24 protein-coding genes and 1 tRNA gene are annotated in these 21,055 nt (G+C 63.8%); 20 read left to right on the forward strand and 5 right to left on the reverse strand.

All coding sequences use genetic code 11. The annotated features are described in order from the left end of the window. Positions 1-66: 66 nt before the first annotated feature. Entirely contained in the window at positions 67-522 is a 456-nt protein-coding gene (locus AC1DQQ_RS19200) for a hypothetical protein (RefSeq protein WP_478031635.1), read from the forward strand. An 89-nt stretch (positions 523-611) separates the two neighbouring features. Here AC1DQQ_RS19200 and AC1DQQ_RS19205 read toward each other — a convergent pair whose 3' ends face one another. After that, positions 612-1,001 (reverse strand): DOPA 4,5-dioxygenase family protein, encoded by a 390-nt coding sequence (locus tag AC1DQQ_RS19205; RefSeq protein WP_478046397.1) that lies wholly within the window; start codon positions 999-1,001, stop codon positions 612-614. Next, positions 998-2,023: an SDR family oxidoreductase gene (locus AC1DQQ_RS19210; RefSeq protein WP_478031639.1), complete on the reverse strand. Its 1,026-nt coding sequence runs from the start codon at positions 2,021-2,023 to the stop codon at positions 998-1,000. The genes AC1DQQ_RS19205 and AC1DQQ_RS19210 overlap by 4 nt, the downstream gene beginning before the upstream one ends. Before the next feature lie 164 nt (positions 2,024-2,187). Here AC1DQQ_RS19210 and clpP point away from each other — a divergent pair, with 164 nt between their 5' ends. The 5 genes from clpP (at position 2,188) to AC1DQQ_RS19235 (ending at position 5,522) form a co-directional block, all read left to right on the forward strand. Then, entirely contained in the window at positions 2,188-2,865 is a 678-nt protein-coding gene (gene clpP / locus AC1DQQ_RS19215; protein ID WP_478031640.1) for an ATP-dependent Clp endopeptidase proteolytic subunit ClpP, read from the forward strand. 21 nt (positions 2,866-2,886) lie between these two features. Next, on the forward strand, positions 2,887-3,198 hold the full coding sequence (locus tag AC1DQQ_RS19220; RefSeq protein WP_478031642.1) for a ribosomal protein L7/L12: 312 nt from the start codon (positions 2,887-2,889) through the stop codon (positions 3,196-3,198). 104 nt (positions 3,199-3,302) lie between these two features. Further along, positions 3,303-4,574, forward strand: a complete 1,272-nt coding sequence (clpX, locus tag AC1DQQ_RS19225; RefSeq protein WP_478031644.1) for an ATP-dependent Clp protease ATP-binding subunit ClpX — start codon at positions 3,303-3,305, stop codon at positions 4,572-4,574. Between the two features lie 124 nt (positions 4,575-4,698). After that, positions 4,699-4,944 carry a DUF1272 domain-containing protein gene (locus AC1DQQ_RS19230; RefSeq protein WP_478031646.1) on the forward strand — a complete coding sequence of 82 codons (246 nt, stop codon included), beginning with the start codon at positions 4,699-4,701 and terminating at the stop codon, positions 4,942-4,944. Further along, entirely contained in the window at positions 4,941-5,522 is a 582-nt protein-coding gene (locus AC1DQQ_RS19235; RefSeq protein ID WP_478031648.1) for a GNAT family N-acetyltransferase, read from the forward strand. Before AC1DQQ_RS19230 ends, AC1DQQ_RS19235 begins: the two co-directional genes overlap by 4 nt. A 278-nt stretch (positions 5,523-5,800) precedes the next feature. On the opposite strand, the gene AC1DQQ_RS19240 is transcribed toward AC1DQQ_RS19235, so the two are convergent. Both AC1DQQ_RS19240 and AC1DQQ_RS19245 read right to left on the reverse strand, forming a co-directional pair. Next, the gene (locus AC1DQQ_RS19240) at positions 5,801-6,406 is read right to left on the reverse strand and encodes a methyltransferase family protein (RefSeq protein WP_478031650.1); all 606 of its coding nucleotides are present in this window, start codon (positions 6,404-6,406) and stop codon (positions 5,801-5,803) included. A gap of 41 nt (positions 6,407-6,447) precedes the next feature. Then, positions 6,448-8,145 carry a M1 family metallopeptidase gene (locus AC1DQQ_RS19245; protein ID WP_478046479.1) on the reverse strand — a complete coding sequence of 566 codons (1,698 nt, stop codon included), beginning with the start codon at positions 8,143-8,145 and terminating at the stop codon, positions 6,448-6,450. A 94-nt stretch (positions 8,146-8,239) separates the two neighbouring features. On the opposite strand from AC1DQQ_RS19245, the gene lon reads away from it, so the two are divergent. The 14 genes from lon to AC1DQQ_RS19315 all read left to right on the forward strand — a co-directional run bounded on the left by lon (position 8,240) and on the right by AC1DQQ_RS19315 (position 20,236). Continuing rightward, positions 8,240-10,636, forward strand: a complete 2,397-nt coding sequence (gene lon, locus AC1DQQ_RS19250; protein ID WP_478040632.1) for an endopeptidase La — start codon at positions 8,240-8,242, stop codon at positions 10,634-10,636. A gap of 243 nt (positions 10,637-10,879) precedes the next feature. Continuing rightward, positions 10,880-11,152 (forward strand): HU family DNA-binding protein, encoded by a 273-nt coding sequence (locus tag AC1DQQ_RS19255; RefSeq protein ID WP_066585106.1) that lies wholly within the window; start codon positions 10,880-10,882, stop codon positions 11,150-11,152. 119 nt (positions 11,153-11,271) lie between these two features. Beyond that, positions 11,272-11,346 (forward strand) — tRNA-Val (locus AC1DQQ_RS19260). Between the two features lie 638 nt (positions 11,347-11,984). Continuing rightward, entirely contained in the window at positions 11,985-13,610 is a 1,626-nt protein-coding gene (locus AC1DQQ_RS19265; RefSeq protein WP_478031654.1) for a helix-turn-helix domain-containing protein, read from the forward strand. A gap of 197 nt (positions 13,611-13,807) precedes the next feature. Then, complete coding sequence (locus tag AC1DQQ_RS19270) at positions 13,808-14,110, forward strand: RebB family R body protein (RefSeq protein ID WP_478031656.1); 303 nt, start codon at positions 13,808-13,810, stop codon at positions 14,108-14,110. A gap of 78 nt (positions 14,111-14,188) precedes the next feature. Next, the gene (locus AC1DQQ_RS19275; RefSeq protein ID WP_478031658.1) at positions 14,189-14,470 is read left to right on the forward strand and encodes a RebB family R body protein; all 282 of its coding nucleotides are present in this window, start codon (positions 14,189-14,191) and stop codon (positions 14,468-14,470) included. Between the two features lie 44 nt (positions 14,471-14,514). Further along, entirely contained in the window at positions 14,515-14,766 is a 252-nt protein-coding gene (locus AC1DQQ_RS19280; protein WP_478031660.1) for a RebB family R body protein, read from the forward strand. A gap of 82 nt (positions 14,767-14,848) precedes the next feature. After that, positions 14,849-15,127: a RebB family R body protein gene (locus AC1DQQ_RS19285; protein ID WP_478031661.1), complete on the forward strand. Its 279-nt coding sequence runs from the start codon at positions 14,849-14,851 to the stop codon at positions 15,125-15,127. 32 nt (positions 15,128-15,159) lie between these two features. Beyond that, positions 15,160-15,369, forward strand: a complete 210-nt coding sequence (locus AC1DQQ_RS19290) for a RebB family R body protein (protein ID WP_478031662.1) — start codon at positions 15,160-15,162, stop codon at positions 15,367-15,369. Position 15,370: 1 nt separating this feature from the next. Then, positions 15,371-15,940 carry a RebB family R body protein gene (locus tag AC1DQQ_RS19295; RefSeq protein WP_478031663.1) on the forward strand — a complete coding sequence of 190 codons (570 nt, stop codon included), beginning with the start codon at positions 15,371-15,373 and terminating at the stop codon, positions 15,938-15,940. A gap of 19 nt (positions 15,941-15,959) precedes the next feature. Next, entirely contained in the window at positions 15,960-16,313 is a 354-nt protein-coding gene (locus AC1DQQ_RS19300) for a hypothetical protein (protein WP_478031665.1), read from the forward strand. Positions 16,314-16,326: 13 nt separating this feature from the next. Further along, entirely contained in the window at positions 16,327-17,520 is a 1,194-nt protein-coding gene (locus AC1DQQ_RS19305; RefSeq protein ID WP_478040635.1) for a hypothetical protein, read from the forward strand. Then, positions 17,517-17,834 carry a hypothetical protein gene (locus AC1DQQ_RS19310; protein WP_478031667.1) on the forward strand — a complete coding sequence of 106 codons (318 nt, stop codon included), beginning with the start codon at positions 17,517-17,519 and terminating at the stop codon, positions 17,832-17,834. Before AC1DQQ_RS19305 ends, AC1DQQ_RS19310 begins: the two co-directional genes overlap by 4 nt. Positions 17,835-17,875: 41 nt before the next feature. Next, the gene (locus AC1DQQ_RS19315; RefSeq protein WP_478046398.1) at positions 17,876-20,236 is read left to right on the forward strand and encodes a hypothetical protein; all 2,361 of its coding nucleotides are present in this window, start codon (positions 17,876-17,878) and stop codon (positions 20,234-20,236) included. Positions 20,237-20,272: 36 nt separating this feature from the next. Here AC1DQQ_RS19315 and arsH read toward each other — a convergent pair whose 3' ends face one another. After that, the gene (gene arsH / locus AC1DQQ_RS19320) at positions 20,273-20,995 is read right to left on the reverse strand and encodes an arsenical resistance protein ArsH (protein ID WP_478046400.1); all 723 of its coding nucleotides are present in this window, start codon (positions 20,993-20,995) and stop codon (positions 20,273-20,275) included. Positions 20,996-21,055 lie beyond the last annotated feature (60 nt).

Genomic DNA, 21,055 nt, shown 5'->3' on the forward strand with positions numbered 1-21,055 from the left:
CGCTATTAGTGGAAAGCAGACATTGGTGCGGCTGGACGGTCAATCCCACCCATGCAACAATTGAATGTGACTGATAGCGAAGCAGCGTTGGCAAGAGAGCGGGCGACGCAGTTCGCGCTGTGGCGTGGACTTGCGCTTGTTCTTTTGCCCGGCCTTGCGTTTGTCGTTGGCCTAATCGCGCTGGTGGCCCCTGCATTGCCACCGATCTCGACGTTGAACGGCTGCTACCGTCTAAACACCTCCCCACTTATCCGCGTCAGTCCGGGAGTGATATCGGTCGATGGCGGTGCGGTAGGGCCTATTAGGATGTCTGTAGAACCCGGCAAAGAGGGATACGTTATCAATGCCGTCGGGGGATTTTCATTTAAGACCGATGGCAATGGCCGGCTCCACGCTTACAGAGACTATCGATTCGGCGAATTGATTCCAGTGTTTATTGCTCGAAATCGTCCGCCATCGCTTGGGCTTATCTCCGACGGACAATCTATAAAAATACCCAAGGTCGATTGCTCCGCCGCCTGACGCAACCGTTTGCCACGGGTGGTGGCTGCGTCCGCCACCACACGGTGAATGTCTGCTATCGGGTCGTCGGCAGACACCGTTACTCGTCCTCAAAAATCGCTGATCCCGAACCGCGCGACTCCCTGGTTATGCCCCGGCGGGTCGAGCACGCTGATGTCGAGATCGAGCGGCTGGCCGATCCAGTGCGCGAGCGTGGTATGATCGGCGACATCGTCGTCGGTCAGCGGATGCACCAGGGCGCGTAGGCCGGTTGTTTCTATCGCGCGAGCAACCAGCGCACCGGCAACGGCAGAGAAATGGATCTCGAACTGCGCGATCGGATGCGGGCCGACCGGGCCATCGGTCATTCGTCCGATGAACAGGATCGGCGCGACGTCGTCGACCATCATGTCGGCGAAGGTTGCGCGCAAAGCTTCGGCGGCGRCGCGCTCGGACGCGTCGTAATAGATGTGCGCATGCCAGGGCGCATTGTCGTTCATCGCACGATCCCCAGCTTGATCAGGCTTTCGCCCGACGCGACGATCGCCTCTTCGTTGGACCGGAATTGCCAGCCCAGCAGCTCGCGGGTTTTGGCGTTGCTCGCGGCGGAGCGGATGCCGACACGGGGTGCCGCCTCGCGCGCCAGGGGATTGAACAAGGCCATCACCCGGATCAGCCAGTCGGGCATCTGGCGCAGTTTCGCCTTCGCCGCTTTTTCGCCCATTCCCTGCTGCAGGATCACCGACATGTCGTAGATCGATACCGGATCGCCGGCGACCGCGAGGAAGCGCTCGCCTTTCGCTTCCGGCGCGGTCATCGCCTTGATCTGCATCCCCGCGACGTCGCGCACGTCGACCACGCCGAAATAGAGCCGCGGCGCACCGGGCAGGCCGCCTTCGAGCATGCGCTTGATGATCTCGATCGAGGTCGACAGGTCCTCGTTGAGCACCGGCCCGAAAATGCCGACCGGGTTGACCACGGCGAGTTCGAGGCCGTTGCCTTCGCGCTCGACGAAGTCCCAGGCGGCGCGCTCGGCCAGCGTCTTGGATTTCATATAGGGCTGGACCGCCGGGCCATCGACGTTGGTCCAATCCGTTTCGGTGTAAGCGGCGGCCTGGTCGCCATGGCCATAGCCGATCGCCGCGAAGGACGAGGTCAGGACGACGCGCTTGACGCCGGCGTCGCGCGCGGCCCTCAGGACCCTGAGCGTACCGTCGACCGCGGGGCGGATCAGGTCGTTCTCGTCCTTGGGCTGGGCGAGCGGGAAGGGGGAGGCAACGTGCTGGACATAGTCGCATCCGTCGACGGCCTCGGCCCAGCCGGCATCCTGGTTGAGATCGGCAGCGACGAAGGTCAGCCGGTCGAGAGACTTCGCCCCGGCCCGGGCGAGCGTATCGCGCACCGCTTGTTCCTTGGTCAGCGATCGCACCGTCGTGCGCACATCGTGCCCCGCCTCGAGCAATTGCAGGATGACGTGCCCGCCGACAAAGCCCGACCCACCCGTGACCAGAATGATGCTCATCTCAGCCGCTCCCTCTCATATGGGAGACGTGGGCCTGCCGCGATGGCGATGCAAGACGCGGAAAATCGCGCCGCGTCGCCGTTCACCGTTGCGCCCCCTTGCGCCCCGCCGGGCGAGCGCCGATGTAGGGTGCAAGCAAGGCATAAGGACCCGAGAGACTTCGCATGCACAATCCCTTCGAAACCGGCCAATTCGCTCCTCCCGGCTTCCGCGTCGACCCCGTGACCGGCGGCCTCGTGCCGATCGTCATCGAACAGTCGAACCGCGGCGAGCGCAGCTTCGACATCTATTCGCGGCTGTTGCGTGAGCGGATCATCTTCCTGGTCGGCCCGGTCGAGGACCATATGGCCTCGCTGATCACCGCGCAGTTGCTGTTCCTCGAATCGGAGAATCCGAAGAAGGACATCTACATGTACATCAACTCGCCGGGCGGCGTCGTCACGGCGGGCATGGCGATCCACGACACGATGCAATATATTCGTCCGCGCGTCGGCACGGTGTGCATCGGCCAGGCGGCGTCGATGGGCAGTTTCCTGCTCGCGGCGGGCGAGCCCGGCATGCGGGTCGCGCTGACCAACGCCCGGATCATGATCCACCAGCCGTCGGGCGGCGCCCAGGGCATGGCATCGGACATCGAGATCCAGGCCAAGGAAATCCTGCGCATCCGCGAGCGGATGAACGGCCTCTATTCCAAATATACCGGCCAGCCGCTCGACGTGATCGAGCGGTCGATGGACCGCGACAAGTTCCTGGAAGCAGATGAGGCCAAGGAATTCGGCCTGGTCGACGAAGTGTTCGACAAGCGTCCGGCGCCGGCCGACGACCAGGCGCAGGCGGCTTGAGGTTGCGGCAGGGGCTGGGGAATGTTCATTCCGTTGCCCCTGCTGATTCTGGCGGGACTGGTCTTTCTGGTCCTGGCGGTCATGGCGATGCGGCCGCGCGGTCGCTCGGACGATTTGATGGCGGCGCCACGACCGCGCGTGCAGCGGGTGGCGGTTCCGGCCAGGCAAAAGCTGGAATTATCGAGCGAAACTCGCGTGGAGGTCGAACGATTGCTGGCCAATGGTCAGGTGATCAACGCGATCAAATTGGTCCGCGAAGCGACGGGATCGGGACTGAAAGAGGCCAAGGACGCGGTCGACGAAATGCGGCGACCCGTCCTGCCGTCGCGGTAACGCGGTTAAGGCGACGTGATTTTTATTGTGGGTTTACGGTGGTGCGCTAACATATGCGCCCGAAAACGGTACGCGCCCGTATCCGCGCGTGACGAGGTGATTGAATGCCAAAGTTAGATGGCGGCGATTCGAAGAGCACACTTTATTGCTCGTTCTGCGGGAAATCGCAGCACGAAGTGAGGAAGCTCATCGCCGGCCCGACCGTGTTTATCTGCGACGAGTGCGTGGAGCTGTGCAACGACATCATCCGTGAGGAAACGAAGTCGGCATTGGTCTCCAAGAAGGACGGTGGCGTCCCCACGCCGCAGGAAATCTGCGACGTGTTGGATGACTATGTGATCGGCCAGAAACAGGCCAAGCGCGTGCTCTCGGTCGCGGTGCACAACCATTACAAGCGGCTCAACCACGGTGCCAAGGGCGCCGATGTCGAGCTCGCCAAGTCGAACATCCTGCTGGTCGGCCCGACCGGGTGCGGCAAGACGTTGCTCGCGCAGACCTTGGCACGAATCCTCGACGTGCCGTTCACGATGGCCGATGCGACGACGCTGACCGAAGCCGGCTATGTCGGTGAGGATGTCGAGAACATCATCCTCAAGCTGCTCCAGGCCTCCGACTATAATGTCGAGCGGGCGCAGCGCGGCATCGTCTATATCGACGAGATCGACAAGATCAGCCGCAAGGCCGAGAATCCGTCGATCACGCGCGACGTGTCGGGCGAAGGCGTGCAGCAGGCATTGCTCAAGCTGATGGAAGGGACGACCGCGAGCGTTCCGCCGCAGGGCGGCCGCAAGCACCCGCAGCAGGAATTCCTGCAGGTCGACACGACCAACATCCTGTTCATCTGCGGCGGCGCCTTCTCCGGCCTCGAAAAGATCATCGGCGATCGCCTGCAGGGCAAGTCGATCGGGTTCGGCGCGCATGTCGCGGCACCCGACGAGCGTCGCACGGGCGAAGTGCTGAAGTCGGTCGAGCCCGAGGATCTGTTGAAGTTCGGCCTGATCCCCGAATTCGTCGGCCGCTTGCCGGTGATCGCGACGCTGGAGGATCTCGACGAGCCGGCGCTGGTCAAGATCCTGTCCGAGCCCAAGAACGCGCTGGTCAAGCAGTATCAGAAGCTGTTCGAAATGGAGGACGTGAAGCTGGGCTTCACCGACGATGCGCTATCGACGGTCGCGCGCAAGGCGATCGACCGCAAGACCGGCGCGCGCGGACTGCGCTCGATCCTGGAAGGCATCCTGCTCGACACGATGTTCGACCTGCCCGGCATGGACGGCGTCGACGAAGTGATGATCGACAAGGACGTGGTCGAGGGCCGTAAGGATCCGATCCGCGTCTATGCCAAGAAGGAAAAGGAAAAGGCCGGCGACGCCGCCTGATCCGACCGTGCGGTCCAGAGCCTGTGCTCCTGCGAAAGCAGGAGCCCAGGGCTATTTGCCGTTCCGCTCTTGGCTCTAGGCCCCTGCTTGCGCAGGAGCACAAGCTCATTGGGGGAGGGGGGCGATGCTCGACCTGAGACCGAATTGCGAATGCTGCGACCGAGATCTGCCGGCCGACAGCCCCGACGCCCGCATCTGCACGTTCGAATGCACCTTCTGCGCGGAGTGCGCCGAGGGCGTGCTCGGCGGCGTCTGTCCCAATTGTGGCGGTAATTTCGTGCCGCGGCCGATCCGTCCGGCGGCGATGCTCGAACGCTATCCGGCATCGACCAAGCGGGTGCTCAAGGCCGAAGGTTGCAAAGCGGCATGATTCGCGTGGCGACCAGGGCGGATCGCGACGCCGTCGCCTTGACGCTCGCGCGCGCTTTCGCCGACGATCCGGCGACGTCGTACATTTTTCCCGACCGCGCCGAGCGAGTGAAGCGCCTGCCGCGCATGTTCCGGCTGATCTTCGACGAGGATGCCGGCGGCATGCCGCTGGTGACCGGGAGCGGTGAAGCGGCGACCTTGTGGCGGCGGCCAGGGCAGGCCGAGATCGGCAAGCTCGAGATGCTCAAGCAATTGTTCCCGTTGATCGGCGCCTTCGGGTCCTCGCTGGTGCGAGCGATGCGCGTGGGCGACGCGATCGACGCGCATCATCCATCGGGGACCTATTGGTATCTGCACATCGCCGGCGTCGATCCCGCGTATCAGGGCAAGGGGCTGGGCTCGGCGTCGATTCGCCAGGGGCTCGCCAAGGCGCGCGAGGACGGCATGCCAGCGTTCCTCGAAACCGCGACGCCGCGCAATGTCAGTCTCTATCAGTCGCTCGGGTTCGAGGTGATCGACGAATGGCACGTGCCCAAGGGCGGGCCGAAATTCTGGTCGATGTTGAATCCGAGGCCGTAAGGCTGATCGGCGTTCCAAACCTTCTCCCCTTGTGGGAGAAGGATACGGAGACTTGCGAGCTCGCTCGCTAGTCGCAGTTGGATGAGGGGAAGCGAAGCGCAGCTTCGCGCGGTCGCGAGAGCGACCGCTTACCCCTCACCCAGCTTCGACTAGGGCCACGCAAGGGCGCGACCCAAGTCTGCGCAACCAGTTTGGGGTAAACAATACCCCGTATTGTTTAGGCCCTGCCGGGGGCAGGGCCGACCCCAAACTCCCACAAGGGGAGAGGGGAAGTCTGCCTAGAAAACCCCCGGCACGAACCTTTTCACCCGCGCCGCATAGTCATCATACGCCGCCCCAAACTGCGTCCTCAGCAGCCGTTCCTCATGCGCGACGCGCATCCAGGTCCCGAGCGCGTAGAGCGGCACGCCGACGATCAAATTGCGCGTGTGGCCGAACGCGATCGCCATCGCGATCATGAACCCGAACAACGCGACATAGATCGGGTTGCGCACGACCGCGAACGGGCCGCTCTGGACGAGCGTGTGGTCGGTCAGCGTGCGGGCAACCAATGCCCAGTTCTTGCCCATCGCGCGCGAGGAGGCATGGAACAACCATACGGCGCCCAACATCAGCGCAAGGACCACGAGCGCCTCGATGATAGCTTTCACCGACAGCGGATCGAGTTCGACGCGGACGGGGCCAAAGCCCGACACGCCGATGCCGATTCCCTGGACGACGATCCAGAGCCAGGTGATCGAGGCGCGTTGCGACAAGGGCGTGGTGCCGACCTTTGTCGCCCGATGCCGCGCCGCCATCAGCGCGATGAAGAACGCAAGGAAACCGAGCATGATCGCGGCAAGCCCGGGCAGGGCGACTGCGTCGTTTGGGAAAGCGTGCGGCATCGGGCCTATCATGCTCCAACTGTATTGTTATGGCAACACACTTACTGCTTCAGCTTGAGCCCTGCGCGATAATCCTCAACCGCGCGCGATCGTTTCAGCACGCGGGCATAGGGGTCGACCACGACATGCGCGCCGGCGGGTACGTCGATCGTCGCGGTGCCGTCGAGCATGTCGACCTTCATCAACCTGTGGTCGACCAGCACCTCGATCGGCATCGGGAAGGGGAGGTTGTCGGGAGTCAGCCAGAACAGGTTGAGCTTGTCGCCGCTGCGCGCTTCGACCAGCTCGGGCAGATCGGCTTTGCGCAGATAGATGTCGAAGAACCAGTCTAGGTCCTTGCCGGTAACCTTCCTGACATTGTCCTCATACTCGCGGGTCGAGCTGAAGCGCGGAATGAAATTGCCTGGTTTGGGATCGGGGCGGCCATAGACTTCGAGCCGCGTCACGTCCCAGAATTGCTTGTCGCCGATCAGCCAGCGCAAGGTGTGGAGCATCCACGCGCCCTTGTAATAGATGTCGCCGCCCGGACCGCCCTTGGTCGGCTCGTACACCTCTTCCTCGGTGATCCAGCGGCCGCGCGTGATCGGTACGGCGTTGACGATCTTGTTGCGCTGTTCGTCCAACATCGTCGCATAGCGGGCATAGCCCTCGCGCCACAGGCCATAGGCCGGCTGCATATACTCGCCATAGCCTTCGTGGATCCAGTAATCGTCCCAATTGGCGGCGGTCACCTGGTTGCCGAACCATTCGTGGCTGAATTCGTGCTGGAACAGCCAATCGAAGCCCTCTGGCGCCTTTTTATAGGCGTTGCCGTACGCGTTGATCGTCTGGTGCTCCATGCCGAGATGCGGCGTCTCGACCACGCCGAGCTTCTCGTCGCCGAACGGGTAGGGGCCGACATTGCTTTCGAAGAAATCGAGCGTTGGCGCGAATTCGGCGAACAGCTTCTTCGCCTGCTCTTCCTCGCCCGGCAAATACCAGTAGAACATCGGAATCGTGTTGCCGAAACGGCTTTTATAGTCAGCGGAGATCACCTCATAGGGCGCGACATTGAGCGCGATCGCATAGGTGTTGGGATGCTTGATCTCCCAGTTCCACGTCTCGCGTCCGTCGGCCCCGGTGTCGACGCCCTTGAACACGCCGTTCGACGGCGCCTTCAGCCCCTTGGGAATTGTGATGTGAAGCGCGACCTTGGCCGGTTCGCCTTCCGGAAAGTCGAAGCACGGCCACAATATGTCGCAACCATAGCCTTCGCTCGTCGTGGCGAACCACAGCCGCCCGTCCTTGGTCTTCGACCAGACCACGCCATCGTCCCACGGCGCGTTGACCGCGACGTGCGGGACGCCGCCGTACACGATCGTCGCGGTGACGCGCTCACCCGCCGCATAGGTTCGCGGGAGCTTGATCGTCAGCCGCCCATCGGGATTGGACCAGGCGCTCGCCGGCAGTTTCTGCCCGTCGATCGCGATCGCGCTCGGTCCGAGATTCTTGTCGAGATCGATCACCAGCTTGTCGGCCGGCGCCTTGGGGGTGAAACTCTCCACCGCCACGGCCTTGAGTTGCTCGGTGTCGGGCAGCACCTCGAACGACAGATCGGCGGTATCGAACTGCAGTTTCGCCTGGTCTGGATCGACCGGCCCGCCCGATCGCTGAGTCTGCGCCGTCAGCGGCGGTTCGCCCTTTTTGGGCAGCGTTGCGGCGCCCGCCGCGGCGGCGGCGATCAGGCTTATCCCCACCATTCCGGGGACGAACAGGCGCGGGAGATTGATGGAATGCTCACGCTTCCCATATAGAAAGACAAAAGCGCCCTGGTTGGGCGCCTCCGGAGTATCCATGACCGTCCAATCCTTCCCCGTATTGCCGCTGCGCGACATAGTGGTGTTTCCCCACATGATCGTGCCGCTGTTCGTCGGCCGCGACAAGTCGGTAGCCGCGCTGGAAAGCGCGATGGCCGCCGACAAGGAGATTTTCCTAGTCGCGCAGCTCGACCCCGCGCAGGACGATCCGCAGCGCGACGACCTGTACGACATGGGCGTCGTTGCGACGATCCTGCAGTTGCTGAAGCTTCCCGACGGCACCGTCCGCGTGCTGGTCGAGGGCAAGGCGCGCGCCACGCTGACGGCATTGTCGGGCGGCGGCGACCACCTCACCGCCGAGATCGCGCGGGTCGAGGAAGAGGCCGTGAAGGGCGTCGAGATCCAGGCGCTGATGCGCTCGGTGGTCGATCAGTTCGAATCCTATTCCAAGCTCAACCGCAAGCTGCCGGCGGAAACCGCGGTGCAGCTGAGCGAGATCGAGGAGCCGTCGCGGCTGGCCGATTCGATCGCCGGCAATATCGCGATCAAGGTCGCCGAAAAGCAGGCGTTGCTGGTCGAACTCGACCAGTCGAAGCGGCTCGAGATGGTCTATGCCTTCATGGAAGGCGAACTCGGCGTCCTGCAGGTCGAGAAGAAGATCAAGTCGCGGGTCAAGCGCCAGATGGAGAAGACCCAGCGCGAATATTATCTCAACGAGCAGTTGAAGGCGATCCAGCGCGAGCTGGGCAACGAGGCTGACGAGGGCGATGGCGACGAGATCGCCGAGCTGACGCAGAAGATCGCGACGCTCAAGCTGAGCAAGGAAGCGCGCACCAAGGCGACCGCCGAGCTCAAGAAGTTGAAGACGATGGCGCCGATGTCGGCCGAGGCCACGGTCGTGCGCAATTATCTCGACGTGCTGCTGGGTCTGCCCTGGGGCAAGAAGTCCAAGCTCAAGAAGGATATCGCCGCGGCGCAGGCGGTGCTCGACGAGGACCATTACGCGCTCGAGAAGGTCAAGGACCGGATCATCGAGTATCTCGCGGTCCAGGCGCGCACCAACAAGCTCAAGGGCCCGATCCTGTGCCTGGTCGGCCCTCCCGGCGTCGGTAAGACCAGCCTGGGCAAGTCGATCGCCAAGGCGACCGGGCGCGAGTTCATCCGCCAGTCGCTGGGCGGCGTGCGCGACGAGGCCGAGATTCGCGGCCACAGGCGGACCTATATCGGCTCGCTGCCGGGCAAGATCGTGTCGAACCTGAAAAAGGCCGGCGCGTCGAACCCGCTATTCCTGCTCGATGAGATCGACAAGCTGGGCCAGGATTTCCGTGGCGATCCCGCCTCGGCGCTGCTCGAGGTGCTCGACCCTGAGCAGAACAGCAAGTTCAACGACCATTATCTCGAGATCGACATCGACCTGTCGGACGTGATGTTCGTGACGACCGCGAACACCTTGAACCTGCCGCAGCCGTTGCTCGATCGCATGGAGATCATCCGGCTCGAAGGCTATACCGAGGACGAGAAGGTCGAGATCGCCGAGCGCCACCTGATCGCCAAGCAGGTCGAGGCGCATGGGCTCAAGGAAGGCGAATTCACGCTGACCCATGAAGGCCTGCGCGCGCTGATCCAGCGCTACACGCGGGAAGCGGGCGTTCGCACGCTCGAGCGCGAGATCGCCAAGCTCGCCAGGAAGGCCTTGCGCCAGATCCTCGAAGGCAAGGTCGAGAGCGTGACGATCACGCCGGAGAACCTCCACGAGTTCGCGGGCGTGCTGAAGTATCGCCATGGCCTTTCGGAGACCGAAAACCAGATCGGTGCGGTCACCGGACTAGCCTGGACCGAGGTCGGCGGCGAATTGCTGACGATCGAGAGCGTCACCGTGCAGGGCAAGGGCATGGTCAAGACGACCGGTACGCTGGGCGACGTGATGAAGGAAAGCGTCCAGGCGGCAATGAGCTTCGTCCAGGCGCGGGCGCCGTCTTACGGCATCAAGCCCAGCCTGTTCGCGCGCAAGGATATCCACATCCATCTGCCCGAAGGAGCCGTGCCCAAGGACGGTCCGTCGGCCGGCATTGGCCTGGTCACCTCGATCGTCTCGACGATGACCGGCGTGCCGGTGCGGCGGGAGATCGCGATGACCGGCGAGGTCACGTTGCGCGGCCGCGTGCTGCCGATCGGCGGCTTGAAGGAAAAGCTGCTGGCGGCGTTGCGCGGCGGCATCGAGACGGTGTTGATTCCCAAGGACAATGAGAAGGACCTCGTCGAGATTCCGGCGAATATCCGCAAGGGACTCAAGATCATCCCGGTCGAGCATGTCGACGAAGTGCTGCGGCTCGCATTGACCCAGCCGCTCGAAGCAATCGACTGGACCGAGGCCGACGAACTGGCGGCGCAGCCGCCGGCGAACATCGCCCAGGCAGGGGAGCTCCCGCATTAATCGTTTGCGGCTCTGCTGGGCCGGCACCGCGGCCGTTTTAGCTCTGCTGAAACCAAGTGATGCGTGCTGAAACGGGACGCGACGAAACGATCCGCCGCAAATTCGATCGTTACGGTCGAGGTTGCGGCGGATTTGTTTTGACTCGTTCGCCCGGAGCAGCGTTACTGCGCGCCCGGCCTCGGGCCGCGAGTCTTATTCCAGTAGCAAACGTGTAACGCACTCTAAACGGGGGTTTCGAGGACGATGAACAAGCAGGAGCTGATCAGCGCCGTTGCCGACACGGCAGGCCTCAGCAAAGGCGATGCCAGCAAGGCCGTGGAGGCCGTGTTCGACGTGATCGGCGGCGCGCTCAAGAAAGGCGACGAGGTTCGCCTGGTCGGTTTCGGTACTTTCTCGGTTTCGAAGCGCAAGGCATCGACCGGCCGCAATCCGCGTACCGGCGAGCCCATGACGATCAAGGCATCGACCCAGCCCAAGTTCAAGGCCGGCAAGGGTCTGAAGGATTCGGTCAACTGATCCCGGCCGGTCCTTTCGGGGGCTGGACAAGATCGAACGGATCGTCTTAAGGCGATGACAACGGGGCGGCGCTAAACGTCGCCCCCTTCCTTTTGCGATGCCGGGATCGGCTCGCGATCGGGCGCGTAGCTCAGCGGTAGAGCACACCCTTCACACGGGTGGGGTCACAGGTTCAATCCCTGTCGCGCCCACCATGTTTTCAGACACTTAGCTGGAAACGTGGCGTGGCCCATGAAAACGCATGAAGAACAAGGGCGCGATCGCCTGACACTCCAAGCGAAACAAAAGTCGCGTTCCGCTATAAATTTGATCTTCTCTCGCCGCCGCTTCGAAAGCCGGGGTTTGGCCGACATCCGATCATTGGCTTCCGATGCGCCGTAACCGATAGCTGCCCTGCGTTCATGCCGATGGCTCAGGAAGCGTTGTGATCGTCGCACTGGTTCGAAAATCGCGGGCAGGTGCGAATACACCAACCTAACGCTGCGTTGAAATTCTGAGATGCATGCCGGGTAGAGCTGACATTGCACCCTTCGTTTCGTTGATGGATCAGATCCTGCGGCAGCTAGCCGCCACGAGTTCGCTTAAAGATACGAAGCCAACCTTATCAGGCAGCGTCGATCTGACGTACCTGTAGTCTGCCGGAACGCTAGTTCTTTCCCATCGTTGCGGCGCATTTTCGATGCCCTAATGCATTTCGAAAAGGCATGTTAACCATTCTAAATGGTTCATTACTGAGATAATTCACTATTGCAGTGGGCTAACTGCGGGTCAATAACCCAGCGCGATTTACTCGTAGTCCACGAGCGTTGTCGAACTCATTTCGGAGACGCTCGTGGCATTTACGAGTGAACATTTCGGTGACCAACTTGTCGCTAGCGTCAACCGATCGTTCCGCGACCTTCCGGAACTGCTCGAGGGATTGACCCGCGCGCTTGTCATCCAGGCGCGACTGGTGTCGCTCGAACTCGAGCTCGATGGCATGTGGGTTTTGCGCCAGCAGCGGGGACGGCAAGGATTGGCATCGCGCTGGCAAGCCGCCGCGCGCGACAGTCACGCACGCGCGGCCGGACAAGATCGGGCGGGGGCGCCTTTCCTTCCGTTCGCGATCACCTTTGCCGGCCGGTCAATCGGCACACTCCGGACGCAGTTTGAGGATCCGCGCGACCTGGATGGTCCGCTGCCCGTTCTTCTGGCTCAATTCGCCCAGCAATGCGGCAGGCTCGCCAAACGGTATCAGCTCGAACATTGGTCGCGCGAGCGCTGGGGCCAGCCGCTGCGGCTTGTCGGGCTGAGCCGTGCGTTGCGCGACCTGGATCGCTTCATCGAGATCGCCGCATCGAGTCCCTTGCCGGTAACGCTGCGCGGCGAATTCGGTACGGAAAAATTCCAGCTGGCGACGGCGATCCATTGTTGTGGCCCCCGCGCGGACGGGGCGTTCGTGCAGGTCGATTGCGCTCGTCCCGACGGGCTGCCGCCCGAGTGGCTGGCGGCGGCGGACGGCGGCACGCTGTTTCTTGCCAATGTCGACGAACTTGCCGCGCCGCTGCAGGACGCGCTGCTGCTGAGTTTCCCTTCGCGCATCGCGCAACGGCCGACGGCGACGCCGCTTTCCAGCATTCGGATCATCGCTTCGACGACTGCCGACCTGCGCGACGAGGTTGCGGCAGGGCGCTTTTCCCGCACCTTGGCGACCGAGTTGGATTTTCTCATCGCGACGATTCCCCCGATCCGCGATCGCTCCGAGGATATCGATGCCCTCGTTTGTGACGCTATCGCGCGGCTCGGCTATCAGGTCGATATCAAGCGCACCGACGTGTTTATCGACACCTGCCGCGCTTATGGCTGGCCGGAAAACCTGTCGGAAGTCGAGCGCGTGGTCGCGCGTGTCGCGACGATGACCGGCGCGACGCCGATCCGTGACGTCGATATTCGGCTTTACGCGCCGCACATAGCCTTGCCCGATATTGCGGCGCCAGCCCTGCGCTCGATCGCCCAGACAGAGGCGGACGTGTCGTCTCTCGACCATTGGGCCCGCCGGGCGGTTAGCCCGGAGGAGGGCGACTCGTATGACGTCCATGTCGCCTTGCGGCGGGCGCTCGCGCATCTCGGCCGCTGCTATGACCAACCGGTGGTGCTGACCGAACTGGCGACACTGGCGGGCGTCAGTCCGTCGCATCTGAGTGCTCTGTTCCGGAGCGTTGTCGGCGCACCGTTTAAATCGCTGCTCCGCCACATCCGTATTCTGAAGGCGCGCGAACAGCTGGCGGCGGACCCGGCCGCCAGCGTCACCGACGTCGCCTTTCAAGTCGGATTCGCCGATCTGAGCTATTTCGAGCGCAGCTTTCGCCGCATCGTCGGACAGAGCCCGCGCGAGTTCCGCCGCGCCGCGCACCGAGTCGCGCCGCTGGCTACCTTGTCATCGTTTTTGTCCGAGTCGGCGAGCGATCCAGCCGAGTGATCGAAAACGTTGGCCGAGTCGGCGCAATCGCTGACCGACGACAGCGTTTCAAGCGGGGTCGCGCTTCGCCGGGCTACGTATCCGCCGCACACATTCTCGGGTTCGTCCAAGTAATCGCCGCGCGATCGGAACACCATCGCGCCGTCCGATCGATCGACCAACCGATCGCCGCGGCCCCATTGCAGAAAGAGGTTCCGATGGCTTTCCCAACTCATGTGAACGACCAGATCACCGATTCGATCACCCAGGCGAACACCAAGGTTCTTGGCGACGCCCCGGCGATCGCGATGGGCAATCTGTATCAGGCGACGGCTCAGGCGCTGGCCAATGCCGCGCACAATGCGACCAATGCGCAGCAGCAGAGCTACGTCACAGCGCAGGCGGCGACGACCATGGGCGTTGCGACGCTCTATTCACTCGACACCGCATCGACCGGCGTCGCCACCGAAGACATCTTCCGTTCGGCCGCCAACAGCCCGCGTCCCGGCAGCCTCGTCTGAGGCATGTGACCGCGCCGAGGCCGGTTAATTTCACGACGCCCGGCTTCGCCGCTCGTCACTATTCTTGGGGAGTAAGACATGGCATTTCCAACCTTCGTCAACGACCAGATCACCGATTCCGTCACCCAGGCCAACGTAAAGGTGCTGGGCGATGCGCCGGCGATCGCGATGGGCAATCTATACCAAGCGACGGCTCAGGCACTCGCCAATGCCGCGCACAATGCGACCAATGCCGCACAGCAGAGCTTCGTCACCGGCCAGGCCGCGACGACGATGGGCGTCGCGACCTTGTACGCCCTCGATACCGCGTCGACCGGCGTCGCGACCGAGGACATCCTGAAATCGGGCAGCCTGGTGTGATGTTGGGCGGCGACGTGTCGTTCAGTCGAAGGCAGAGGTAGAAGATGGCGTATCCGACAGCCGTGAACAACCAGATCACGGATTCCGTCACGCAGGCCAATGTCGAAACGCTGGGGTCCGCTCCGGCGGTTGCGATGGGCAACCTCTATCAGGCGACGGCGCAGGCGCTGGCCAACGCCGCTCATAATGCCACGCTCGCACAACAGCAGATGAACATGGCGGCGCAGGCCGCGACCACGGCAGGCGTCGCCATGCTGTACGCGATCCAGACCGGCGGCGCCGGACCGAAGACTTGAGCTGAGTTGCCGGCAGCAGTGCTCGGCATGATCGATCAACCGGCGGCACCACACGTCCGCCATCACCGAAAAGGACTTCCCAATGGCCTTTCCCAGCCACGTGAACAGCGCGATCACCGATTCGATCACCCAGGCGAACACGCTGCTGATCGGCGATTCGCCGTCGATGGCGACGGGCAATCTGTTCGTCGCGACCAGCCAGGCGTTGTCGAATGCCGCGCACAATGCGTCCAACCAGCAACAACAGAGCTTCGTCACCTCGCAGGCGTCGACAACCCAGGGGCTGCAGACGCTCTATTCGGTCGACATCGGCTCGACAGGGACCGCGACCACGGGAATTTTCCGCCGCGGCCTGCTCTGAACACGATCGACTGATCCCCGGGCGCGGCGCCGATGGCCATGCTTAACGGCCTCGTACCCGGGACGGTGTTGACGATCGGCGAAGCCCCGTCCGCCGCGATGGCCATGACGTACATCGCGATGGCCAATAGCATCGGCGTGGCGATGGGGAATGCGGTGACCGCGCAGCAGCGCGGGCAACTGATCGGCGAGGCCGCGACCGTCAAGGTCGTGGCGGTCATTTTCGAACTAGGGGCGACATAAGATGCCTGAGTATTTGGTGAACGATCAGATCGTCGAGTCCGTCGCGGACGTCGTCACACTGAACAGCGGTCATGCCCCGGCCCAGTCGGCGGCGATGCTCGATGTCGTGATGGCCGAGACGATGGGCATGTCGATGTACAACGCCATCAGCCGACAGCAATCGTCGAGCATGGTCGGGTCGGCCGCGGTCACCTCGGCATGCGCCAAGATGCTGCAGACGCCTTTCCCGATCCTGCCGCCGCTGGTGCCGTATGTGGTTCCCCCATCGGGTCTGCAGCCATTGCCGGTACCCCCGGGCGGGCTGACCGATGCCGAGGCGATCGCGGTCGCGGGCGTCGATGCCGGCGCGGCGATCGATGTGCTCGCGGCCGAGGCCCAGAGCTCCGACGTCAACTCCGCCACGGCCGTGCTGAAGTCACTGGCGAAGCAAATCAATGCGGCGCTCGCCGCGCTCAACCCGCCCGCGCCGGCCCCATCCCCCGCACCGTCACCGACGCCCGCGCAGGCGAAGCGCAGCCGCCCCGCCAAGACACCGGCACCCGTGCGGACGCGCGCACGCGCCGCCAAATAGACAATAGCAGGAAGACATCATGGCTCAGGTCAATCCGCTCATCGTCGACATCCTCCAGCAGACGCAGACCGCCACGCTTACCCAGGGCGTGGTACTGACCAGCGGCGCGGGCAAGGCGTATCAGTCGGTCGCACAATCGACCGCGCTCGCCGTGCAGGACGCGGCCGATGCGTTGCGCAACGTGTCGACGATGGCGACCACCGCGGCGGGCGTCGCGCTCGCGCAGATCCTCGCGACAGGCAATGTCGAGCAATACAAGCCGACCCTCGACAGCGCGCAGTCGATCATGACGAACGCGATCGCGGACTTCAGCGCGATCGGCGCCGCCGCGGGGGAAATCCTGAAGACCTTCCCCGCCGGCCAGCACATCTGAAAGCGGTGATGCCATGACCGTCAAGATCGCCAACAAACCACTCAACGGCGCCTTCGGTCTGTCCGAGACCGGCCGTCGGGTGCTGGGGCTGATCGACGGCGGCCTGCAATGGCTCGATTATGCGATCGGCACGCCCGATGCGCATTATCATTTCCGCGACGAGAGCGCGCTGGTCGCCGCGGTGCAGCCCGGCCTCCACGCGACGCGCTACATTCTGATCGATGCGATCGGGCTGATGGTCGCGCCGGTCAAGCTGATGACGATGAACCCGGCCGAGCTGCAATTGCTCGCCCGCGCCGCGATCGGCGAGGTCAAGCCGGCCAATCCCGACCTGGTCAAGATGCTCGCGCGGCACAGCCTGGCCACGCAGAGCGACTTGGCGGCGGTCGCGACCCTGCTCGACAATCTCGAGGTCGCGCCGGCACCGATGTTCCAGGCGATGGACCTGGACGACACTCTTGCACTGCTCGGTCTCGCCCGCAGCCCGTACATCACCGACCCGGGGACGCCCGATCTGCGCCTCGAAGCCGCCAGCTTCGCGGTGTCGCAAGCCTATTCGCCGCCCGAATTCGTCGATTATTTCCGCACTTTCATCGATCATATCGCCGTCGTCGGGGAACCCGGCGATACCCCGGCGGACCGCCGCGAGCGCGCGCTGCGGGCGGTCTACTCGATCGCGCCGCTGATGTTTCAGGCGCTCGATTGCCCCGAGGTTGCCGGACTCGTGTCGCCGCTCGAGGTCGAAGGGGCGATCATCGACTGGCTGATGAACGGCCGCCAGCTCGGCTTCCTGCGCGTGTCGCAGGGCGTGCAGCAGATCGTGGCCAATACCGGCTTCGCGAACGAGGAAGGCCTCGCCGCGCAATTGATCGTGCGCGATTATCTCGACCGCGCCCAGCAGCTGGTGCGGCTGCAGGGGATCGGGCGCGGCGCAATGGGCCAGGACGGCGCGACCTGTCTGTTCCCGATCGTCGCTCCGACCCAGGAAGCCGTCATCCGGCTCGGCCCGACCGGCGTGATCACGCTCGCCCAGTTCGCCTGGCAACGCCCCTTGCGCGTGCAGGACACCGAGGGGCGCCCGGCCAGTCCTTCCCGGCCGGCCAAGCCAGCCTCGCCGGCAACGCCAAGGCCGGCATCGCGCGTCGCGTCGCGCACGGTGACGCGGCCCAAGGTCATCCGCCGGCGCAAAGGGAGCGTCAAGAAATGAGCGACAAGAAGCGCTGGCAAAAGGATATGCCGGACGATCCCGATCGGGACGGGCCGGTAACCGATCGCGCGCAGGCGCTGGCGATCGCGATGACCCAGGTCCACGCCGCGATGCGGCATGCCGACGGCGCGATGCGGCAGGCCGATGCGGCATTGGCCGGGGCCGACATGCGCGCTGCCTCGACGGCGATGCGCGAGACCGAACGGCTCGAACGCAAGTCCGTCGAACAGGCCCAGATCGAGGTCGAGCGCGCGATGGCGCGCGCCGGGCGCGCGGAGAATCGCGCCAGCGAAGCGGAGCGGGAGGCGGAATGACGTCCCGGCAGGCTCCGCGAATCGAATGAAGGAGTAGCGGCATGGCCTTTCCACCTGCCGGCGATGCCGCGCTCCAGGCGCTCGCGCACGTCGCCACCATGGCCACCGCGCAGTCGCAGGTGCCGATCGTCCTGGTCCCGCAGCATGATGCGGCGTTCGGCTGGGAAGCGGGTGCGATCCATCCGATGCAGGCGCTCGAGACGCAATATCAGTCGATCGTCCGCGACGCCGAGCGGCTCGGCAACGATCCCATCGAGAAACGCGCCTTCGAATCCGCCGCGCTCGCCGGTTTCTATTTCTTCCAGGCCGGTTCGCCCCGTTTGCTCGGGGTCGAGCGCGACCGGCCGTATCGCGGCAAGCGCTTTCCGCTGCCGAGCGACGCCTTGCGCCATGCCCGGGCCGAATTGAACGCGGCGAAGGACATGTACAATGCCGGGATTCCGGCGCCGTTGCTCGCGACCCGCGTCGCCGATGCCCGCGCGGCTGCGTGGCGCGTATGCGAGCCGTTCCTGCCGCCGGCCAATCCGGAACAGGTCAATGCCCCGTCGATCAACCAGGCATCGGCGCTGATCCAGGCTGCCGGCACCGCGCCCGCGGTGCTGACCAATATCGGCAACGCGCTGACCCTGCTCGAACGTGCCGTGGCGGGCGATGCCAGCGTGCAGATGTTCTACGTGATCGAGCCCTTCTATCTGTCGCGGTTACTCGTCGCCTATCGCGTCCGCTCCAACACGCCGGTAACCGAGGATGAAGTGGTCCTGGCGAGCAGCGCGCTGACCGGCATCCTCAATGCCCAGGCCTGGCTCTCCGCGTGGCTCGAGCGCGCGATGATCGATCTCGAATTCGCCATCAGCGAGGTCGATCCCAACCAGCATACGCGCTTCTTCCTCAAGGGCGGCCGCGCGCTCGCCTATTTGTTCGGCCAGCCGCAGAATGCGCGCAACGATTGGGACACGCAGATCCTGATCGACCCCAATCTGGCACCCGGCGACTGGTACGCGCTCTACTGTGACGTCTCGAACCAGGTGCTGCAAACTCTGGTGCGGATGAAGGACGAATTCTATTCGATCCTGTCGGCCAACGCCGCCGCGCTCCAGGCGCTGCCGGTGCCGCCGCCCGCGCCGCCCGATCCGTTCGCCGACGACGCGCCCGAGCCCCCGTGGGACAATGTCGACGAGGCGCCCGACGTGCCGCCGAGTTACGAGAATGCGTTCACCCGTGCGTGCAAAGCCGAGCTGATCGATGTCGGCATGCCGCGCCGCGACACGATCGAGCTGCGCGAGCAATGGGCGCAACTGCACAACAATATCATCCGTCCGACACTGGGCATGCCGATCCCCGGTTATGCTTATTATGTCGACGAATATGTCACGATGATCCGCGAATTCTTCGCCAGGGAATCGCGCGCGACAAGCAAGGCGCGCAAGCGGATCGAACGTCTGGCCGAGCTGCTCGATCGCGATGAGGCCGCCGTGGTCATTGTCCATGCGATGCAATCGATCCCGCTCACCATCTGGAACGTGGTGGCGCCGGTGCTGACCGCGTTCGTGGCGCAGCAATTACCACCCGCACAGGAGGCGTTGCGCTATGCCTTGATCGTGCTGCTCGACGAATTCGCGGTCGCCTATGAGATGCGCAGCGACCCCGGCCTCGCGCAGGAATTTGCGGCCTTCTTTGCCGAGTGGATGCCAAACGAAGAGGTGCTGGCCGACTATCCGCCCAATTTCCGCTTCACCCTGCCGGTCAATGCCGCGCCGATGGCCGATGCGATCGGGTTCGGTCAGTGGATGTCGGATCGGCTGCAGGCCAATTTCGCCGGTCGGGCGGCATTGATCGCGGCGCATCGCGACGCGATCGAAGCGTTGATCCGCACGGTCTACGACGCCTCGGTGTTCAACCAGCAAAGCGAATATGACGTGCAGCTCGCGATTGGCGGCAGCCTGGGGGCGAGGCTTCACGCCGAGTATCAGGACGCCGTCAATGCCCAGCTGGAGCAAGTGGCGACGGTATCGATCGGGCTCTATTTCGAGGGCGCGCATATCAACGCGGCGACCGCGATGGAGCTGGTGGCGCCACTGGTACGCAATTATATCGCAGCGCAACCGGCGCCGTTATTCTACCTCGACGAAACCGTGCCGGGGACTCTCAGGATCTTCTGGGCCGATCCGCAGACGATCGAACCATTCGCTCCCTATCATCCACTGGCGATCGAGATCGTTGCCAAGCGCGTGCGCGAGCGGCCGTTGCTGAGCTTCATCTGGGGCCTGCCAGTGCTCGGCCTGCGGGACCTGATCGTCGAGTATCAGAGCCGCGCGGCGCATATCGTCGAATATGCCCGGCGCAGAGAGCTTCGCCATACCGCCGCAGCGCTGACCGAGATGCTGATGACCGCGCGCGCCTAGCGCACGGGCCAGCGGGACCGCTTTCGGTGTCGCCAATCAAATGTCGGCGACAGGATCGACGGTGATGCCGGCGGCCTTCCGTTCCGAGTAACGATCGACCAATTGCACCGCGTGCGGACGCAGTAGAATGGTGAAGCGGACCAGTTCCTCCATCACGTCGACGATGCGATCGTAATAACTGGACGGTCTCATCCGGCCGGCCTCGTCGAACTCCTTATACGCCATCGCGACCGAGGATTGGTTGGGGATGGTGTACATCCGCATCCATCGCCCCAATAGCCGCATCGTGTTGACCGCGTTGAACGATTGCGATCCGCCGGACACCTGCATCACCGCGAGGGTACGCCCCTGGGTAGGGCGCATGCCCTTCGACTCGAGCGGCAGATGATCGATCTGCGCTTTCATCAGGCCAGTGATCTGGCCGTGGCGTTCGGGGCTGCACCAGACATGGCCTTCCGACCATATCGACAAGTCGCGGAGCTCGTTGACCGCGGGATGATCGTCGCCGGGTATCTGATCGGGCAGGGGGAGATCGGAAGGGTCGAAAATCCGGATTTCCGCGCCGAAAAACTGGAGAAGCCGGGCCGCCTCTTCCACCGCGAGGCGCGAAAATGAGCGTTCTCGCAGCGAGCCATAGAGCAAGAGAATACGCGGTGGCGGCTGATCGTCGCCAAGCCCGAGCCCAGGTCGTGGCATCGCGAAGGTCGGATCGAGCGCGGGGAGGTGATGGGGATCAGGCAGAATGCGGACGTGGCTCATTTGAGCTCCTTGACGAAAGAGGCGGCGCTGGAAGGGCCAGACGCAAGAAATCTTGGTGTC

The sequence above is a fragment of the Sphingomonas sp. P4_G3 genome (assembly GCF_056401105.1).